Source organism: Bacillus sp. NSP9.1 (genome assembly GCF_000465465.2).
GTDB lineage: Bacteria > Bacillota > Bacilli > Bacillales > Bacillaceae > Bacillus > Bacillus sonorensis_A.
Map to the genome: position 1 here is coordinate 4,234,750 of NZ_CP048273.1, position 19,508 is coordinate 4,254,257.

17 protein-coding genes are annotated in these 19,508 nt (G+C 47.1%); 3 read left to right on the forward strand and 14 right to left on the reverse strand.

Features of this window, described 5'->3' with window-relative positions; all coding sequences use genetic code 11:
• Window positions 1–29 precede the first annotated feature (29 nt).
• The 7 genes from putP to nadE all read right to left on the reverse strand — a co-directional run bounded on the left by putP (window position 30) and on the right by nadE (window position 7,788).
• Window positions 30–1,478 (reverse strand): sodium/proline symporter PutP, encoded by a 1,449-nt coding sequence (putP, locus tag M654_RS21815; protein WP_026585824.1) that lies wholly within the window; start codon window positions 1,476–1,478, stop codon window positions 30–32.
• A 114-nt stretch (window positions 1,479–1,592) separates the two neighbouring features.
• The gene (gene pruA, locus M654_RS21820) at window positions 1,593–3,143 is read right to left on the reverse strand and encodes an L-glutamate gamma-semialdehyde dehydrogenase (RefSeq protein ID WP_026585823.1); all 1,551 of its coding nucleotides are present in this window, start codon (window positions 3,141–3,143) and stop codon (window positions 1,593–1,595) included.
• 23 nt (window positions 3,144–3,166) lie between these two features.
• Window positions 3,167–4,078: a proline dehydrogenase family protein gene (locus M654_RS21825; protein ID WP_179115672.1), complete on the reverse strand. Its 912-nt coding sequence runs from the start codon at window positions 4,076–4,078 to the stop codon at window positions 3,167–3,169.
• Window positions 4,079–4,459: 381 nt separating this feature from the next.
• Window positions 4,460–5,230 carry a nucleotidyltransferase domain-containing protein gene (locus M654_RS21830; protein WP_026585821.1) on the reverse strand — a complete coding sequence of 257 codons (771 nt, stop codon included), beginning with the start codon at window positions 5,228–5,230 and terminating at the stop codon, window positions 4,460–4,462.
• Between the two features lie 247 nt (window positions 5,231–5,477).
• Window positions 5,478–6,107 (reverse strand): Vat family streptogramin A O-acetyltransferase, encoded by a 630-nt coding sequence (locus M654_RS21835; protein WP_026585820.1) that lies wholly within the window; start codon window positions 6,105–6,107, stop codon window positions 5,478–5,480.
• 34 nt (window positions 6,108–6,141) lie between these two features.
• Window positions 6,142–6,699, reverse strand: coding sequence for a shikimate kinase (locus M654_RS21840; protein ID WP_026585819.1), 558 nt, complete (start codon window positions 6,697–6,699; stop codon window positions 6,142–6,144).
• 270 nt (window positions 6,700–6,969) lie between these two features.
• Complete coding sequence (gene nadE / locus M654_RS21845; RefSeq protein WP_026585818.1) at window positions 6,970–7,788, reverse strand: ammonia-dependent NAD(+) synthetase; 819 nt, start codon at window positions 7,786–7,788, stop codon at window positions 6,970–6,972.
• A gap of 163 nt (window positions 7,789–7,951) precedes the next feature.
• On the opposite strand from nadE, the gene M654_RS21850 reads away from it, so the two are divergent.
• Window positions 7,952–9,283 carry an amino acid permease gene (locus tag M654_RS21850; protein ID WP_026585817.1) on the forward strand — a complete coding sequence of 444 codons (1,332 nt, stop codon included), beginning with the start codon at window positions 7,952–7,954 and terminating at the stop codon, window positions 9,281–9,283.
• Window positions 9,284–9,289: 6 nt separating this feature from the next.
• Here the strand turns inward: M654_RS21850 and M654_RS21855 are convergent, their stop codons facing one another.
• The 3 genes from M654_RS21855 to M654_RS21865 form a co-directional block, all read right to left on the reverse strand.
• Window positions 9,290–9,928 (reverse strand): LysE family translocator, encoded by a 639-nt coding sequence (locus tag M654_RS21855; protein ID WP_026585816.1) that lies wholly within the window; start codon window positions 9,926–9,928, stop codon window positions 9,290–9,292.
• Between the two features lie 111 nt (window positions 9,929–10,039).
• Entirely contained in the window at window positions 10,040–11,662 is a 1,623-nt protein-coding gene (locus tag M654_RS21860; protein ID WP_026585815.1) for an L-lactate permease, read from the reverse strand.
• Between the two features lie 30 nt (window positions 11,663–11,692).
• Complete coding sequence (locus M654_RS21865; protein WP_026585814.1) at window positions 11,693–12,655, reverse strand: L-lactate dehydrogenase; 963 nt, start codon at window positions 12,653–12,655, stop codon at window positions 11,693–11,695.
• 253 nt (window positions 12,656–12,908) lie between these two features.
• Between M654_RS21865 and M654_RS21870 the strand changes: the two genes are divergently transcribed.
• Both M654_RS21870 and M654_RS21875 read left to right on the forward strand, forming a co-directional pair.
• A complete protein-coding gene (locus M654_RS21870; protein WP_051290329.1) occupies window positions 12,909–14,156 on the forward strand; it encodes an MFS transporter in 1,248 nt (415 codons plus the stop codon).
• A gap of 119 nt (window positions 14,157–14,275) precedes the next feature.
• Window positions 14,276–15,481 (forward strand): nitrate/nitrite transporter, encoded by a 1,206-nt coding sequence (locus tag M654_RS21875; RefSeq protein ID WP_026585813.1) that lies wholly within the window; start codon window positions 14,276–14,278, stop codon window positions 15,479–15,481.
• Between the two features lie 238 nt (window positions 15,482–15,719).
• Here M654_RS21875 and M654_RS21880 read toward each other — a convergent pair whose 3' ends face one another.
• The 4 genes from M654_RS21880 to M654_RS21895 form a co-directional block, all read right to left on the reverse strand.
• Window positions 15,720–16,421: a cytochrome c biogenesis CcdA family protein gene (locus M654_RS21880; RefSeq protein ID WP_026585812.1), complete on the reverse strand. Its 702-nt coding sequence runs from the start codon at window positions 16,419–16,421 to the stop codon at window positions 15,720–15,722.
• Between the two features lie 143 nt (window positions 16,422–16,564).
• Window positions 16,565–17,653, reverse strand: a complete 1,089-nt coding sequence (locus tag M654_RS21885) for a toxic anion resistance protein (RefSeq protein ID WP_026585811.1) — start codon at window positions 17,651–17,653, stop codon at window positions 16,565–16,567.
• 16 nt (window positions 17,654–17,669) lie between these two features.
• The gene (locus M654_RS21890) at window positions 17,670–19,274 is read right to left on the reverse strand and encodes a YceG family protein (RefSeq protein WP_026585810.1); all 1,605 of its coding nucleotides are present in this window, start codon (window positions 19,272–19,274) and stop codon (window positions 17,670–17,672) included.
• The gene (locus tag M654_RS21895) at window positions 19,264–19,500 is read right to left on the reverse strand and encodes a helix-turn-helix domain-containing protein (protein ID WP_026585809.1); all 237 of its coding nucleotides are present in this window, start codon (window positions 19,498–19,500) and stop codon (window positions 19,264–19,266) included. The genes M654_RS21890 and M654_RS21895 overlap by 11 nt, the downstream gene beginning before the upstream one ends.
• Window positions 19,501–19,508: the final 8 nt, after the last annotated feature.

The following is a 19,508-nucleotide window of genomic DNA, read 5'->3' on the forward strand; positions in this document are numbered from 1 at the left end:
TGGCCTCAAGCCACCTCCATCATCATCCGTCAAATCGCTTTTTTATATTCATCAAACTCCTCAACCACCTGCTGATCCGGTTTAGCAGTCAGAAGGCTGACAACATAGACAAACAATAAGCTTGCGGCAAAGCCCGGAATGATTTCATATAGAAATCCGGAAAGTCCGGCTCTTGCCCAAATAATAACGGTCAGCGCACCTGCAACCATACCTGCAAGCGCTCCCCATTTCGTCATCCTCTTCCAGAATAGGCTCAGGAGAATCACAGGACCGAAAGAAGCGCCGAATCCCGCCCAAGCGTAGCTGACAAGCCCCAATATTGTATTGTTTTTTGTCCATGCCAGACACAGTCCGACAACCGATACGGCTAGCACAGAGAGGCGGCCGATAAAGACAAGTTCTTTGTCAGTGGCGGATCGTTTGAATAACGTCTTATACAAATCTTCTGTTAAAGAGCTTGAAGTGACAAGCAGCTGAGAGGATATCGTACTCATAACAGCAGCTAAAATAGCTGAAATCAAAAAGCCTGTGATCAGCGGATGAAACAGAATGTTGCCCAATTGAATAAAGATCGTTTCCGGGTCGTCCAAGTGAAGCCCTTTCTTCGAATAATACGCAAGTCCGATTAATCCGGTCAGCAATGCGCCGACACTGGAGAAAATCATCCATCCCATACCGATTCGACGCGCTTTTTTTGTTTCTTTTACAGAGGATATCGCCATAAATCGCACGATAATATGAGGCTGTCCAAAGTATCCGAGACCCCATGCAAATAAAGAAATAATGCCGAGGAAGCTCGTTCCTTTAAAAATATTGAGAAGGTTCGGGTCGATTGTACGGATTTCTGTAAAGGCTTCAGACGGTCCTCCTGTCTGAATAATCGTCACGATTGGTACAAGGATTAAGGCGATAAACATGATGATGCCTTGGACAAAGTCGGTCCAGCTGACCGCCAAAAACCCGCCAAAAAGCGTGTAAGCGACAACAACACCGGAAATAATCCAAAGGCCAGTATGGTATTCGAGATTGAACATGCTGTTAAACAGCACGCCGCCGGAGACCATGCCTGATGATACATAGAACGTAAAGAAGATAATAATAATGAGCCCTGAAAAAATTCGGAGAATCTTTGATTTGTCATGAAAGCGGTTTTCTAAAAATGCAGGAATTGTAATGGAATTACCCGCTACTTCAGTGTAGGACCTTAAACGAGGCGCCACAAAAATCCAGTTTGCCCATGCGCCGAGAACAAGCCCGATTACGATCCATGAACCGCTGAGGCCCGTGGCAAACATCGCTCCCGGAAGACCCATCAAGAGCCAGCCGCTCATGTCTGATGCGCCAGCGCTGAGCGCTGTAACAGCGGGGCCGAGCGTCCGTCCGCCAAGCATATAATCGGAAAGGTTTGATGTCCTTTTATACGCGTAATAACCAATATAAAGCATACCCACCATATAAATGACGATTGAAATAATCAATTGTGCGTTTTGAATAAGAATCCCCCCAAGATGCCGTTTTTTGTCTAAATTTTCAGATATTTCTATTTTGAAGGCATCCTTAACGACTGCCTTCACCCCTTATTTTACCCCTTTTTAGAACATTTCGCTGATTGTTTTTGCCTGCATGTGGAGAGCCAGATAATCCGGTCCGCCCGCTTTTGAATCCGTACCTGACATTTTAAATCCGCCAAACGGATGGTAGCCGACAATCGCACCTGTACAGTTGCGGTTGAAATACAGATTTCCTACATGGAATTCTTGTTTTGCCCGGTTGATATGATCGCGGTTTTTCGTGATGACCGCTCCCGTCAATCCATATTCTGTATTGTTGGCCACTTCCAGCGCTTCATCAAAGCTGCTTACTTTTGAGAAGGCAACGACAGGACCGAAGATTTCTTCCTGCATCAAGCGCGCTTTTGGATCCAAGTCGGCAAAGATCGTCGGATCGATGAAATATCCTTTTGAATCATCACCTTTTCCTCCGCTGACCAGGCGGCCTTCCTGTTTGCCGATTTCGATATAATCCATGATCTTGTTGTAGGAAGCCTGATCGATGACAGGTCCCATATAAACGTCCGCGCTGTCAGGCTCTCCGACTTTCTTGGATTCTGTAATTTCGATAACACGCTTCAGCACTTCGTCATATACTTTTTCATGAACGACAGCGCGCGAACCCGCTGAACATTTTTGACCGGCAAATCCGAATGCGGATTGGAAAATGGATTGTGCAGCTAATTCAACATCACAGTCTTCATCAACGACAACCGTATCTTTTCCGCCCATTTCCGCGATGACTTGTTTTAAATGCGTCTGACCAGGCTGAACCTTCGCTGCACGCTCAAAAATGCGCGTTCCGACTTCTCTTGAGCCGGTGAACGTGATGATGCTTGTTTTCGGATGATCAACAAGGTAATCTCCGACTTCAGCGCCGCTTCCCGGAACAAAGTTGACGACACCTTTTGGCAGGCCGCTTTCTTCAAGCACTTCAACGAATCTTGCGGCAATAACTGGCGCTGCGCTCGCCGGCTTCAGAACAACCGTGTTTCCAGTTACGATCGGCGCCACTGTCGTTCCCGCCATAATGGCAAAAAGGAAGTTCCAAGGCGGAATCACAACCGTTACCCCAGTCGGTGTATATACATATTGATTTCGCTCGCCTTCACGGCTGTTGACAGGTTTTCCTTTCGCCAGCTCAATCATTTGACGTGCGTAATATTCCATAAAGTCAATCGCTTCCGCCGTATCCGCATCCGCTTCATTCCATGGTTTTCCCGCTTCTTTGACTAACAGCGCTGAAAATTCATGTTTCAGGCGGCGCACTTTTGCAGCCGCCCGGAATAAAACAGCCGCTCTTTCTTCAGGATCTGTATATCTCCATGTCTCAAACGCCGTTGCAGCCGCTTGGATGGCCTTTTCAGCATGATCCTGAGTCGCTTTTGATACGCTTCCCACAACTTCTTCTTTGTTTGCCGGGTTGATCGAAATGATTTTGTCTTCTGTTTCAAATCTTTCTCCATCGATAACAAGAGGATAGGACTGACCCAGCCATTCATTTTTTACCGTTTCCAGCGCTTTTTCAAATGCCGTCCGGTTTTCTTCGATCCCGAAATTTGTAAATGGTTCATGTTTGTAAGGTGTTGTCATTCTAATCTCCCCTTTTTATCGTTTTATTTCTTGGTCATGCCTTTAAATGCAAATGCAATATTTGCAGGCCGCTCGGCAAGCCGTCTCATGAAGTATCCGTACCAGTCGTCTCCGTAAGGAAGATACACGCGCATATTGTAGCCCTCTTTCACTAATTCGAGCTGTGTTTTGTTGCGCATGCCGTACAGCATTTGAAACTCGAAGCGGTCCTTGCCGATTTGATGCTCATTCGCGAGTTCTTTGGTGTAGTCAATCATCTTGTCATCATGAGTTGCGATGGCTGTGTAATGGCCGCTCAGAAGCTGCTTTTTGATAAGCTTTTTATAATTCTCATCCACGTCTTTTTTATCAGGAAACGCCACTTGCGGTGATTCCTTATAAGCTCCCTTCACAAGACGGAAAAACGGATCGTATTGATTTAATTCCTCCAAATCCTGTTCAGTCCGGTATAAATAAGCTTGGAGAACGGTGCTGACATACTCATACCGCTGTCTGAACTCCTTAAACAAGTCGAGCGTCTTTTGACAGCGGACTTCATCCTCCATGTCAATCGTTACCATTACCTGATGCTGCTCAGCACAGTCCAAAATGCTCGTCATATTGTCTCTGACAAGATCGAGATCAATATCGAGTCCCAGCGAAGTCATCTTTAAGGAAACGTGTGACTTCAGCTTTTCCTGTGCGATCAACTGTATGGCCCGAATACATTCCTGTGTGCGTTCTCTTGCGACTTCTCTGCTGTCGACAAACTCGCCTAAATGATCAACTGTAACAGTCAACCCTTGCTCATTAAGCTTTCTGATAATCGGAATCGAAGCTTCAAAATCCTTTCCTCCGATAATTTTTCCGGTCGCTACAGAACTCCCCCAATTTCTCGCCAGGCGATTCAGGATGCTGCTTTTAGATAAGAATAGAAAAAAGTCTCTTGTTATCACTTCCATTATCACACCCCGCCATCTCATGAAATTATCTTTATATTCTTCATTTTATAGGAGCTGAGGGTCGATTCACAATATTTCGAAAAAACAAAAAAGCTGACGATTTTTGTGTTTTTCCCACAATGTTTTACATGTGCTGGGATTTAATCAGAAACTTTATACCTAAAATTTTAAAAGGTATACGACAATAGAATCAGGAGAAAACTTTGGTAAAGAACAGGATGCTTATTCAGCTGTGCCGGTGATGATCTCCTCTTATACGGCTGTGCTTTCCTATTGAAGAAAAATAATTTTGAAAGCGTTTTCTGTTATATTGAACGATTTCCCCAAAAAGGCAAAGAAAAAACCCCTTTAAGAATACTTAAAGGGAATATCATGTTATGCCCACACCTCGTCTAGCGTTTCTCTGAACAGTCTGTCAAGCTCTGGCGTCAAATCTTCCCGGCCAGTTTTAAAGGCCTTCGCCGCCGGCTGCAGCCGCTCAAGTTCTTTTTCGATAAACTCGTGAAGCATGGGATTTTGAGGCTCAAGAGAAAACTCCTCCCCCTTCCTTTTCCTGTCAAGCAAATGATGGATTTCCGCTTTAAGCGGTCCGTCTTCAACAAGTTCCTCGAGCAACGTCTGAAATTCAATCGGAGGCACCGTCTGACGGCTTTCAATCCACTGGCAGGCCAGGATCGGGCGGAGAACATAGAAATATTTTTTGATTTTCACCTCTTCCCGCTGCAGGTAGTGGCGGAAATTCCCCGATGCCATGTTGAGATAATGATACATACATGAAGCTGGAGAAAAGGCGCGGTTCTTCAACTTTCTCATGTTTTCCGCCCAAGAATAGGCTTCATAATAGACGGTTCCTGAAGAAAGCCATTCGAGCAGCGGAGGGTTGGATTTCCGAAACAGCCTTAAAGCTTTCGTGACCTCCCAGCCGCTGATATCGAGCAGATCATCGATCGGCAGTTCAATCACATCACGCTTTGCATCAATCGATAGATACCAGTCTTTTTGGTGGACATAAATAAATCTGACATCGTAATCGCTGTCCTGTGAAGGAAAGCCCCATGCTCTGCTGCCTGATTCGACCGCATAGAGGATTTTGACGCCATATGTTGTTTCAATGTTTTTCAGCTCTTCTTGAATCTGTTGTTTCATCATCAATACACCGCCAGTCTACTGTTTCTATCATTAAGGATTTTACATATTTTTGTAATGATTGGAATAAAAGAGATTGCTGCTGCTTTTCTTGTTTACACGTCCTTTATCAAAAACAGCGGCGGGGCGGAAAACGTGATACTCATCCCGGGCACATATACTGTATCAAAAGGACAAACAGTCAAACAAGCACACTAGGCAAATAACGAAAAAAGACAATCATCTGTCTGATCATTGTCTCTATGTTTCATCTGATGTGTTTTTTTAACGCTTCGATATTGCCATTGACAATGTCATCGATCCGTCTGTTGATCTGCTCGATGTCCCAATTCCACCACTGGATGTCCAGCCAGGCAGCGATGACATCATCGGAAAACCGTTTTTTAATTTGTTTAGCCGGGTTTCCGCCGATGATTGTATATGGAGGCACATCCTTTGTCACAACCGATTGAGCCGCAACGATCGCACCGTCGCCGATTGTCACGCCGGGCATGATGACCGCATCCATGCCGATCCATACATCATGGCCGATGACAGTATCCCCTTTAAACGGAAGTTCCTCCAATGCAGGCGTGTGCTTTTCCCACCCATGGCCGAAAATGTTAAAAGGATATGTCGAACCGTCCATACGGTGATTGGCTCCGTTCATGATGAATTGAACGCCTGGCGCAATTGAACAGAACTTTCCGATGATTAAACGGTCGCCAAGGATTTCATAATGGTACAGCACTTGTTCTTCAAACGACTCTCCGTGTTTTGCATCGTAATATGTATAATCTCCGACGATGATATTCGGCCTTGTGACCGTATTGTTAATAAACTGCACATGTTGATTGCCCGCTATCGGGCGGGCTTCTCTTGGATTCGGTCCATTCATCAAGTACACCCCTTCAGCTTAATTAAACGTTTGTTTAAGGCTGAGAAAGCTCCCCGCCCTGCTTCAGCGCATCTGCAATGGAGTCGGCGACCTCTTCGGCGGAACGATTGTCGGTTTCAACTCTAAAGTGGTGATGGGCATAAATGCTTTTTCTTTCATTGAACAGCTGTTCCACCTGTTCAATTGAGCGGTTGTGAAGAATCGGCCTGTTTTCAAGCAGCAAATCGATCCGCTTCTTCCAGTTCTCCCATGTTAAATCAAGGAAAATGACGAAGCAGTGTTCAAGACACTTCTCCCTGATCTCCTCCTGCTGAAAAGAGCCGCCTCCAAGAGAAACGATTTTACCTTCTGTATGTTCACACATATGAACAATATATTCTTTTTCTGTCTTCCGAAAAAAGGCTTCCCCTTTTTGTGTGAACATTTCGGGAATGCTCATCTGAAAATCTCGTTCAATTTCTTGATCAATATCAACAAACTCGCGGGACAGTTTGTTGGCGACCAACTTGCCGATCGTCGTTTTGCCGACGCCCATAAATCCGATCAGTACGATGTTTTTTTCTCCCACATGGATGGATCTTTTGGTATTCATCTCTAGGCTTTACTCCCCCTTGTCTAAAGGAATCAACAATATCATTAGTATATGACAAATCCCGTTTTAATGATATAGAAGAAAAGGCTGTCGCACTCCATTCTTCTCCTTACAACGCTGATAACGAATCGACCACCGGAATAAATGCGGAGCAGCATCACTCATTTTAGCCACGGTGATGCTGAACTTAAAAAAGCTGGCGAATTGAACCTGCAAAGGCCCTCATCACCAGCTTTCTCATCGTTAGGACACAGATATTTTCGTGCTTCTTTATTTCCACCAATCATCAAACATTGACGCAGGCACCTGGCGCTTATGCTCTGACGCGATGTAGCGTTTTTCAATCGCCTCGGCCACATCGCCGGAAACCGGTTTTCCTTCCAGGTAATCGTCAATATTCTGATATGTGAGGCCGAGCTCTGTTTCGTCGGCTTGCTGAGGTTTTTCATCCAGCAAATCGGCTGTCGGCGATTTCGTATAAAGCCGTTCAGGCGCGCCGAGCTCCTCAAGCAGGCTGCTGCCCTGGCGTTTCGTCAGCCCTGTCAGCGGCAAAAGATCCGCGCCTCCGTCTCCATACTTTGTGAAAAAGCCGGTAACAGCTTCCGCCGCATGGTCTGTTCCGATCACCAGCAATTGATGCTGGCCGCCGATCGCATACTGTGTAATCATCCGTACCCGCGCTTTGACATTGCCTTTATGAAAATCGGCAAGCGCTTCACCGGTAACAGCTTTAAACTGGGAAACAAAGGATTCGACCGTTGACGCAATATCAAACGCCAGCGACTTGTCCGGCTGAATAAACTTCAAGGCCAGCTGGGCGTCATCTTCGTCCTGTTGAACACCGTAAGGCAGGCGGACCGCAATAAATTCAGCCTGCACTCCTTCAGACCTCAGCTCTTCGACAGCCAGCTGGGCGAGTCGTCCTGCAAGCGATGAATCCTGCCCTCCGCTTATTCCGAGAACAAAGCCTTTAGCTCCGGTTTTTTTCAAATAGCTCTTTAAAAAGCCCACCCGTTTCTCAATCTCCTGTTTTGGATCAATAGAAGGCTTTACATTCAGTTCATTGATGATTTTTTCTTGCAAAGACATCCGTCATTCCTCCTTATGCGTGAATGAACCGATTTATTCTACTTTAACTATAGCACATGTTTCGTTTTGAAGTGAATATCCACGCGGGGCGCCATGGACAATTAGGTGCATAAAAAAAGGCGCACAAGGCAAAATAACGATGACATCAGAGGGGTTGAAACTAGTGAAACAACAAGTGTCAAAAGGTGATTTGAAATGGTGGCAGCTGTCATTGATCGGAGTCGGCTGCACGATCGGAACGGGTTTTTTTCTGGGGTCAAGCATTGCCATAAAGAAAAGCGGCTTTTCCGTCCTAGCCGCTTTTCTTCTTGCAGCGCTCGGAACCTTTCTCGTGTTTCAGCAGCTCGCTAAACTGACAGCAGATCATCCGGTTGAAGGGTCTTTTTGTTCCTATGCAAGAGAAGCATTTGGCAGATGGGCCGGTTTCAGCAACGGCTGGGTCTACTGGTCTTCTGAAATGCTGATCATCGGAAGCCAGCTGACAGCGATTTCTTTGTTTACGCGCCATTGGTTTGAGCAAATTCCTCTGTGGGTGTTTGCATCCATTTATGCTGTTCTCGGCTTGATCGTGATTTTCACGGGACGCAGCAGCTTCGAAAAAACGGAAAACCTTCTGGCTGTCCTGAAAACGGCGGCTATTTTGATGTTTATCATTATCGCTGTCCTGGCCTTATGCGGTGTTCTTCCTGGAAAAACACCTGATGCACAGCTCCCCGACCGGATGGATGAACTGTTTCCTTTCGGCTTCATGGGGTTGTGGACAGGGCTGATATACACATTTTACGCTTATGGCGGAATTGAGGTCATGGGACTGATGGCGATTCATTTAAAGGATCCGAAAGACTCGCCGAAGTCTGGCAGTCTGATGCTCATCACACTGGCCTCCATTTACGTCGTCTCGATCGGCCTGGCCATGCTGCTCGTTCCGCATCATGCTTTTACTGAACAGAACAGTCCGTTTATCACCTCATTAAAAGATTTCCATTTGAATTTGGTGATGGACATTTTCAACGGCATCTTCATCATTGCCGGATTTTCTACGCTGACCGCATCGTTGTTTGCCGTCACAACACTGATGGGGACAATGGCGAAAAACGGTGATGCACCATCCTGTTTTGCAAAAAAGGAACAAGCAAAAGTATCATGGCCGGCACTGGGGCTGACGGTGCTTGTGCTCGCCGCTTCGATCATTTTGTCGCTCTTGCTTCCAAAAGCGCTGTACGAGCATATGACTACGGCCGCCAGTTTGATGCTGCTGTACAATTGGATGTTCATCCTTTTTTCAAGTAAAAAACTGACGAAGCCGAAGCTAAAAGGACATGTTCAAATTGCGGCAGCGCTTATACTGATTTTATTCGCGATTTCCGGTACGTTATTTGAAAAAAACAGCCGTCCGGGCTTTTTTGTCAGTCTTTTGTTTCTTGCGATCATCGCATGTGTAACGCTTTTGATGAAAAGGAAATGGGATCACGGACAAGGGCAAAACAAGCCCTGACCTTCTTTAGTGCGCCGGCTGGATCAGTTGTTGAAATCCTTGATACCCGAAGTAGCAGCCGAACACGATTAATGTGATGCCGGCGATCCATGTCGTCGCCTGTATCATCCCCGGGCTTAAAAATGTTCTGAGCGTCCCGGCCAGAAAGGACATCGCCAAATCCCACAAAAAAAGGCCGATTAAAATGCCTGAACTGCATATCAACAGCTGATAGGATGCATAAGCCTCAATCGTTTTCGCCAGAATGCTTCCGTAAATGCCAAGCCAAAACATGATGCTGAGAGGGTTTGAAAGAGAAATCACCAATCCGGACAAAAAGGATTTGCGATAGGTCCCTTGCTCTTTGACGCCTCTCATCAACGAAACTTCCTTGGCCTTGATCAGGCTTTCGATTCCCGTATAGGTTAAAACAAAAAAACCAAACAGCCATAAAAACGTTTTTAAAAATGGCACAGTCAGAAATTGAGCAACACCGAAATAAATCAGCACCATGTATAAGACATCAGCCGAAACCGCGCCGAGTCCAAACAGCCAAGCATGCAAAAACCCCCCTTTCATCCCTCTGTCAATCTGTGCCGCATTGACCGGACCGACCGGCGCAGCCAATGACAAGCCCAAAAATACATAGCTTAGGAAGATGTTCAACACATCGCGTCCCCCCCTTCCGCGGATAACTTGTACAATGTATTCAAAAAGAGGACATGATAGAACAGGCAGCATAAAGAGCCTTTTCCCATTACGGGAAAAGGCTCTTCTTTATATGGCAAGCTTTGAAAGCACAAATGTCCAAATGCAAATGATGAGAAGCAGGATCAAGCTGTATTTAACGGTTTGGCTGAAAAGCTTTGATTCCTCCCCTGTCTTTTGAACGGCAGCTGTTGCAATCGCAATCGACTGCGGTGAAATCAGCTTGGCCATCACACCGCCCGCGGTATTGGCGGCAAGCAATAGCGCCGAACTTGTCCCGATTTGCGCTCCGGTGACAGCTTGCAAGTGGCCGAATAATGCATTGTTGCTGACGACTGAACCTGTGATAAAGACACCGATCCAGCCCAATACGGGACTGACGAACGGAAAGATGTCCCCCGCTTTGGCTAGCGCCAGTCCAATGGTTGAACTCAATCCGGCATAATTGGCCAGGTTTGCAAAACCCATCACAAAGCAAATGGTGAGAACGGGAAGCCACAATTCCCTGACCGTTTCTTTCAAACAGGAGAGTCCTCCGCGGAAACTGATGTTTCGGCTCAGCACAATCGTGATGATCACAGCGATCAGAATGGCCGTCCCCGTCGCTGAAATGAAGTCAAGCTTCATCACGGCATCAAGCGGTGCCGCTTCCGGGGATATCGGCGGCGTTTTCAGCACTTCCCGGTGAAGAAAAGGTATGTTGAATAAGATCGTCGTCTGCTTCAGCACCCCGCCTTCCTGAAAGAGCCCCTTGAAACCGGGGAGGCTCCATACCGCAATGACGGCGGTCAAAATATAAAACGGAGACCAGGCTTTTATAATGTCTGCTGCATGATATTTCTCAGCGGGTTCATGTTCATTCCCGGCTTCCCTGTATATGTGACGCGGCTGCCATTTTTTCAAGAACAGCGCCAGCGCTCCCATGCTGATTAAAGCGGCCAAAATGTCGGCCAGCTCCGGTCCCAATCCAATCATCGTCAGAGTCTGCACCGCCGTATAGCTTCCGCTTAATACGAGAAGGGCCGGCAGCGTTTCTCTTATTCCTTTAAACCCATCCAATATGAAAACGAGCAGGAACGGGACAAAGAAGGCGATGACCGGAAGCATCAAGGCGAGCGTTCTGGAAAGCTCAACCGGTGTCAAGCCTCCCATCTGCGCTCCTGTGATCACCGGAATTCCGATCGCTCCAAAAGCGCCGGATGCCGCATTCGCAATCAAACATAGGGATGCCGCTTTCAAAGGTTTAAAACCAAGCTCGACTAGAAGAACGGCACTGATCGCAATCGGCACGCCGAAACCTGCCGCGCCTTCCAAAAAGGCGTTAAAACTGAACCCGATCAGCAATAGCTGAAGCCGCTGGTCAGACGAAATTCCGGCAATGCTCGCTCTGATCACTTTAAACTTTCCGGTTTTGACGGAAAGTTTGTAAAGCCATACAGCCATCAGGACAATATATCCGATCGGCCAGAGGCCGTTAGCAATTCCAAGAAAAACGGCGGAGACAGCTTTTGCAGCCGGCATGTGAAAAAAGAACACCGCTACAATAAAGCTGACCGCCAGCGTCACAAATGACGCGATGATTCCTTTCATCTTCAACACGGTCAGTGCAAGGAGAAAGAAAAGAATCGGCAGAATGGCGGCAAAAGCGCTGAGAAACAGATTCCCAAACGGATCGTATACCTGCTGCCACATTGTTCATCATCTCACAATCTTCATGATGTTTTATTGCGCCTGCATTTCAAAATGCGGTTTTAAAATGGCTTTTAACACACCAGCACTATGCTTAAATTGCTCTTTTTCTTTTTCATTCAGTTCAAGTTCAACAATTTCCCTCGCTCCGCCTCGGCCGACAACCGCCGGAACTCCGATATAAACATCATTTTCGCCAAATTCACCGTCAAGATGAGCGCTCACGGTCAAGATCGCTTCTTCATTGCGGTAAATGGCTCTCGTGATGCGCGCCAGACTCATGGCAACTCCGTAATATGTCGCACCTTTTTTCTCGATAATGTGGTAGGCGGCGTTTTTCACATTGTCAAACAGTTCATCAAGATCTTCCGCTTTGTAGTTCTCATTTCTTTTCAGCAAATCGCTGACGGGAACGCCGCCGATATTGGCATGGCTCCAGACAGGCAGCTCCGTATCTCCGTGCTCACCGATGATATAGCCGTGCGCATTGTGAGCGGCGACACCGAAATATTCGCTGAGCAGGTAGCGGAAACGGGCGGTGTCCAGAGTCGTGCCGCTTCCGATGACCCGTTCCTTCGGCAGGCCGCTGAATTTCCAAGTCGCATATGTGAGAATGTCAACCGGGTTTGTCGCGACTAAGAAAATGCCGTCAAATCCGCTGGCCATGACTTCCCCGATGATGCCTTTGAAAATCTTGAGGTTCTTCTCTACCAAATCCAGCCGGGTTTCCCCGGGCTTTTGGTTTGCTCCTGCACAAACGCAGACAATATCGGCGTCTTTGCAGTCTTCATACGTGCCGTACCATGTTTTCACAGGATGCGGCGCAAATGCCTTCCCGTGGTTTAAGTCCATCACATCGCCCATTGCTTTATCTTTATTTAAATCAATGATCACAAGTTCGTCTGTGATTCCTTGGTTAATTAACGTATATGCATAACTGCTTCCAACAAATCCGGCACCGATTAATACAGTACGATTCACATTTTGATTTGTCATTTTACATCATCCTTTACCGATTGTTTTCAATCTAAGTTGTTTGTGAAGTATTTCACATTTAAATTGTGCAATATTTCACATACTTTTTCAATACTTATGCATTTATATTTTTGTCTTTTTTGTGTCACTAATCATTTATTCCTTATTTTTCTACATTTTTTGGTAAAATTATTCCTTTTCCTTGAATATAAACACCGAAAATTATACAATTCAACCATTAACGACCATCGTTTCAAAAGAAGGAGAAATAGAAATGCCAAAGACGGTGACTTTTATTCAGAATCAATCGTTTCTCTCCCTATGGCTGGGACAGGCTGTATCAGAGCTCGGCGGCGCCATCGGAGCCCTTTCCAATGCTTTGCTTGTCTTTGAATTGACGGGTTCCAAGCTTGTCATGAGCGGGTTTTGGCTGGTCTATTTCATCCCTTCACTTGCCTTGCAGCTTGTGATCGGCCCTTTTATTGACCTGTGGAGCAGAAAGAAAACGATGCTGTTCTCCCAGCTGACACGCGCATTCGCATTCCTTTTCCCAATCGCGATGATGTCGCTCGGGAAGCTTGAAGTCTGGAACCTCTTACTCCTGCAGGCGGTGATCGGGCTCATTCAGCCTCTCTACGCTCCTGCAGGAACGGCGCTGATTCCCGCCCTCGTGAAAGAGGAACAGCTCATCAAAGCCAATGCTTATATCGACGGAACATTGCGGCTGATGGGATTTATCGCACCGCCGATCGGAGGGCTTTTGGCCGCCTGGCTCGGTCCGGAAAACACGCTTGCTGCGGCTTCATTTTTCTTTTTGTTAAGCGCATTTCTCCTTTTGAAACTGAAAGAGGAACGAATCGAACAAACCGGCGGAGGACAGAGCTGGCTGACACAGTTATCAGGCGGAATCCGCTATTTCTTTACGCGTCGTTTGCTCGTCTGGCTCGGCTTTTTTCTCGCCTTTGTCCAGTTCGGCGTAGGCGTCACGATGGTTCTCAACGTTCCGTATGTACTGGAGGAACTCGGCGGGAGTGAACTGGAATACGGCTGCTTTATGGCTGCATTTCCGCTCGGTTATTTCTGCGGCTCGATAGCGGCGGGAAGGCTTGGCGGATTGAAAAACCGCCGCTTGATGATGCTTGGCGCACTCGCCGCAGGAGGTCTTTCCTACATTGCCCTCGGTTTTGTGACGGAGATATGGGCCGCCGTCATGATTGAAGCTGCCGCAGGGGTTGCAATTCCCTTTTTCAGCGTCCACAACACCTCACTGTACCAAAAACAGGTCCCTCAACACTTTTTAGGAAAAGTTCTCTCCGTTCGCCTCTTTATCATTCGCGGAACGATGATGATCGGTGTCTTATTTGCGGGGAGGTTCAGCGAAATGCTTGGGATACGGCCGCTGTTTTTCATGATCGGCGCCATCATTTTTGTGACGGGAAGCCTCGGGATACTGCTGCCCTGCTTTCGATTTTTGGACGATCATTCTTCACCTGCTCCAAACACAACCGATAAAGCTGTTTAAAATTAGTATTTTAAATATTCAATCTTTTAGTTTGTAAGTAAAGCTGACAAGAATACTGCCAGCCTCATTTGATTTTGTCATGATTACAATTAGAATCTATCGAATGGGGAGTGTTGCAATTGAAATTGGCGGATTTGCGGAAGAGCGGGCATGCTCCTTCCTTGTTGTCATCTTTTTTATATTTTGATGTCAGCTTTATGATTTGGGTATTGCTCGGGGCGCTCGGCGTTTATATAACGGCGGATTTTGACTTGTCGCCTTCACAAGTTGGATTGATTGTGGCCATCCCGACATTGGCCGGTTCTGTTTTCCGGATTGTTTTAGGCATTTTAACCGATCGCTACGGTCCGAAGAAGACGGCCATCGGCGGCATGTTTGTAACGATGATTCCGCTGATTTGGGGGTGGCAGTTCGGATCAACGATCGGCGAGCTGTATGTCATCGGCATTTTGCTGGGGGTGGCGGGAGCAAGCTTTTCTGCTTCCCTTCCAATGGCGAGCCGCTGGTATCCTCCCCACTTGCAGGGTCTTGCCATGGGGATAGCCGGGGCGGGAAACAGCGGCACACTGCTTGCCACACTGTTCGGTCCGCGCATTGCAGAGCATGTGGGCTGGAACGGTGTGATGGGGTTGGCGCTGATTCCGTTGACAATCGTGTTGTTTACCTACTTTTTGCTGGCGAAAGAGCCGCCAAATCAGCCAAAGCCAAAGCCGATCAAAGAATACTTTGCTGTCTTTAAAGAAAGGGATACATGGTATTTTTGCCTTTTGTACAGTGTGACATTCGGGGGATTTGTCGGCCTGTCAAACTTTTTAAGCTATTTCTTCGCGTCCCAGTATTCCGTCCCTGCGGTCAGGGCCGGCGAATTTGTAACGCTTGTGGTGGCCTCGGGAAGCTGCCTTCGCCCTGTCGGCGGCTGGATTGCCGACAAAATAGGCGGCGTGCGGCTGCTCCAGTTTCTGTTTGTCGGTGTGGCGCTTTGCATGTTCTCCGTCAGTATGCTGCCTTCGCTCGGGGTTGTCACGGCTGCCTTGTTTATCGGAATGGGCTGTCTCGGAATGGGAAACGGCGCGATATTCCAGCTTGTTCCCCAACGCTTCCATAAAGAAATCGGGATGGTGACAGGCATCGTCGGCGCTGCCGGAGGAATCGGCGGATTCGTTCTGCCGAATATTCTCGGAACGCTAAAACAACTAACCGGCACCTATTCAAGCGGCTTCCTCACCTTCACCATCATCGCTTTTTTAGCGCTTGGACTGCTATTACTCGCTCAAGCCGGCTGGAGAAAACAATGGAAAGCCGAAGAGAAATCGATACGGATTTAAAACAACCCTCAACACTAAAGCTGGCAAACCGTCCAGAGCGGAGCTCCAGCTTTTGTGTTGTGCCTTTATAGCGGTGCTCCATTGTGCGTGCTGCATTTGTGACAATCTAAAGACCTGCTGTTTGATAGTATGATATTATTCCCACCAGCATAAGGAAAATGGCAACGCCAAGAACAGACCATAATACGATGTTGAGTTTCCTCATTTAAACTCTCCTCCCATGACCGATTAAGGCATTCTAAAACAGGTTCGTCAAATCCGAAAACCAAATATTCAACCAGATCATCTTGTCTGTATATAGAAGGACCCCGATGAAGACCATGATGGCGCCGCCGATTTTCATCAGCAGCTTCGAGTATTTCATGAACGGTTTGATTTTTCCGATGAAAAATGCCATCAGCAAAAAAGGAATAGCAAAGCCCAATGAATAAGCGGTAACTGTGATCAATGTCTGTACCGGATCGGGATGTTGAAAATTGGCATATGCGATCGTGCCGAAAATCGGGCCGATACAGGGCGTCCACCCTGCGGCAAAGATCACTCCCACCATCATTGAATTCAATATGCCGATTTTCCCTTTTCTAAACGAAAACCGCCTTTCCTTCATCATGAATTGCGGCTGAAAGACTCCGAGCAAAAACAGCCCCATGACAGCCACGAAAATTCCGCCCAGCATGCGGATCAAGCTCTGATATTTGACAAACAGCAGGCCGAGTGAGCTCGCGGAGAAACCCAGCGTGTAAAAAATGACGGAAAACCCCGCCAAAAAGGCAGCTGCATGAATCATGACAGAACGAGTCATCTGTTTGGAGTTTTGGTCTTTTAAATCGCTGACAGAAATTCCGGTAATGTAAGAAATAAAAGAAGGATAGAGCGGCAGGCAGCATGGGGAAATAAACGACAAAACGCCGCCGCCGAACGCCAACCACCAAGTAACCATCAATTTTCCACCCGCTTCATTTTTATGCATCTTATTCCATAACAGTATAACATAACCTGAATGCTTGTCAGGTCCGGATTTTTTTCATTTTCATGACATATTTGCACACAAAAAAAGCCGCCTGCAGCAGACGGCTTTCCGCATCAACCATTCAATGCGGTTTTTTTCATATTGTCCTGAAGCTCCAAAATCCGTTTTGCTCCTTCTTCACGCAGGCGTTTGTTTTCATCTTCGATCTGTTTCGTTTCCTGCATCCCTTTGACAATCGTGTTCCACGATTGTTCGATCGTTTCAATATCGATGCTTGGTCTGCCTGACATTCTCGCAATCTCGACGGACTGGTTGGAAATGTTCTCCGCATTGCGCTTCAGCATTTCATTCGTGCGGCGGTCGAGTTCGCTCATTGAATCAGCGACAAGCTTCTGGCGCTTGGCGGTGACAGCCTGGATGATGCCGTTTTTGAAGATCGGAATCGTGATGATGAAAGCGGAGTTGATTTTTCCGATCAGCTTTGTGTTTCCGCGCTGCAACAGGCGGATCTGCGGTGCTGTTTGAATCGCGACCATCCGCGCCATGTCCAGATCATACACCCGTTCTTCGAGGGCCTGAATGCCGTTTCTCAAGGTGTCGAGCTCCATCTGCGCCATTTGGTTCCCGCTGGCCGCTTTCGCTTCATATTCTGGAAGCAGCTGTTTCAGCTCCTCTATTTTCATTTGGCCGGCGACAACATATTTTTCCAGTTCGACATAGTATTGGAGGTTGTTTTCATACATTTCATCCAGCGTGACCGTCGATTTCGTCATTTCATCTTTATATTTGTTAATTTCAACGTTGATTTTTTCAATTTCGCCGCCAAGTGTTTGATACTTTTTAAAGATTTTCTCGATGATGCTGTTTCCGCGTTTGAAGATTTTAGAGAGAAAGCCTTTCTGTTCTTCAAAATCATTCTTGTCAAAGCGGTCCATGATTTTGCCGAGCTGGGTCAGCATGGCGCCCGAGTCTGTGACACTGTTCGATCTCATCATCGACAGAATGCGGTCGGAGAACTTGGAAATTTCAAGTGCAGGCTCCTTCCCGAATTCTAACAGCGCCACCTGGTTTTTCACATCGATCTGATGGGCCAGGGCTTGAACTTCTGGCTCCTGGCGCAGCTTGGCGCGGATATCCTCCGCTTTTTCAACCGAGATCTCTTCCTCTTTACTGATATTGACGATGCTTGTTTCATTTGCCATTTGGATGGCCTCCTTATTAAAAGATTTTATTGATGAACTTTCGCACGATCGATGGCTCCCTGAACTCCTGATTGAATGACATCTCATCAAGCCAGTGTGTGTCAAACAGCTGATCATCAATATAATGATCGATGCATTTGTGGCCCGGAGGATTATAAACGATGATATCGATTCCGATTTCATTCAAAAGAAGCAGAGCCACAGCGTCCGATCTGGATAATGCGCCGGTCTGTTCGGTATGATACAAAATCAGCTTTGGCACGGTCTGCGAATAGTCAAAAGTCTGAATGAGGTTGACAAGCTCTTGCGGAAGGCGGACTGCCTGTGTAAACAAATACAGCTGCACCTCCGCCGTTTTTTCCCCGTTTAAAGGCAAAAGCTTCGGTTTTTTGCACATTCTCGACACGGCTTCGGCGATGCCGAGCTGTACGCCCTCAGGCAAATGCTTGTAACGCCATATATGGCTTTCCATCAACCGGCCGGGATCGATTCCGCCTGTTTGGTCAAGGGTATCGCTGTAATGGAATTGATAGTTGGCCTTCTCTTCTTCTGTAAACGGAAAGCGCCTGATCGTATGGGATTCCTTGTACTCCGTCAATGTCTGCAAACGGTCCCAGTATTCCTTTTCATTGGCGGAGACCCCCATGACCATCGCAAATAAATGAGGAATCTCTACCGTTGTTTTGGACGCCTTAAAATTAGGCCGGATAAAAGCGCGTTCTTTCGCAATTAAAAACAGTTCATCATAGGTGGTCTTCAATGTGACGGAAACCGGCGTGTGCTCCCTGAATTGCCACGGCTTATACATCAGGGAGTCTTCATTGTGCAGCACGGTGTCCAATTCCTTCGTTGACCGGTACGCCACCGTTGATTTGCGCTGCGGTTTTTCTGTCGGAAACGGCTCAACGGCAGAGACTCCCGGATACGTATAGACGAAAGAAAGCCGTTGATCACGGTCCAGCTCCTGAAATTGATCCTTTCCCTCCGGGTGAAAAATCAGCACATCACACCCGATGAGCATCAAGTAGTATAAAAAATACCTTTGGCTTTTTGTTGCATCTCCGTACCACACCACCTTCGGCATTTCTTTTTCAATATCGGCCTCTTTCAGCCATTTCTCAAGATGATTGCCCATCCATTTGACAAGATCAAGAAGCACCCGGCGGAAATCAGGGTCATGAAAACCCTTTTCATGTGAAGACTGAAACGTCTGCAGCACTTCGATCAGCGCCTTCCTTAAATGCCGGTGCATGACTGGATCGGAATGATCGGCGATGAGCCGCTCACCGTCGAGAAAGGCGACAAACCGATTGACGGAAAGCCCTTTTTCTTTCTGATTGATCATATGGATCTGCTGAATGGCCTGAAACCTTTCCGGAGCAATCGTTTTATCAAGCGTTTCACTCAATATATGAAAACGCCCTGACACATACAGCTCATGCAGTTCAATAAAATAGTCTGTTTCATCATGGGGCGTTCCGAGAATCCGCCCCGCCACACGGCTGATCGTCAGCTGGCTGCCTTTTTCGTACGGGGTTCTTTCTGTAAGCGGCTTATGGATGACCTGCTTCCATTCCTCATCTTTGAACTGTGCAGTTTGAACATTCACATCATGACTCATAGCGCTCACCCGTCCCCCCTTTCTTCATTTGTGCGTCATTTTTCCTTCCAAAGACGGCACACATGCCGGCTCTTGTCACAGCATAGCTCGTCCCGAACTTCCTGATGGTTCCCACGGGAAAATCATGTACTCTTTTGCGGAGCGTTGACGAGTCAATCCCCCACTCTTCACAGGCTTGCTGGGAACTGAGAATGTCGCGGCTGGTGAGATCGATTATTTTAATCATGACTGATC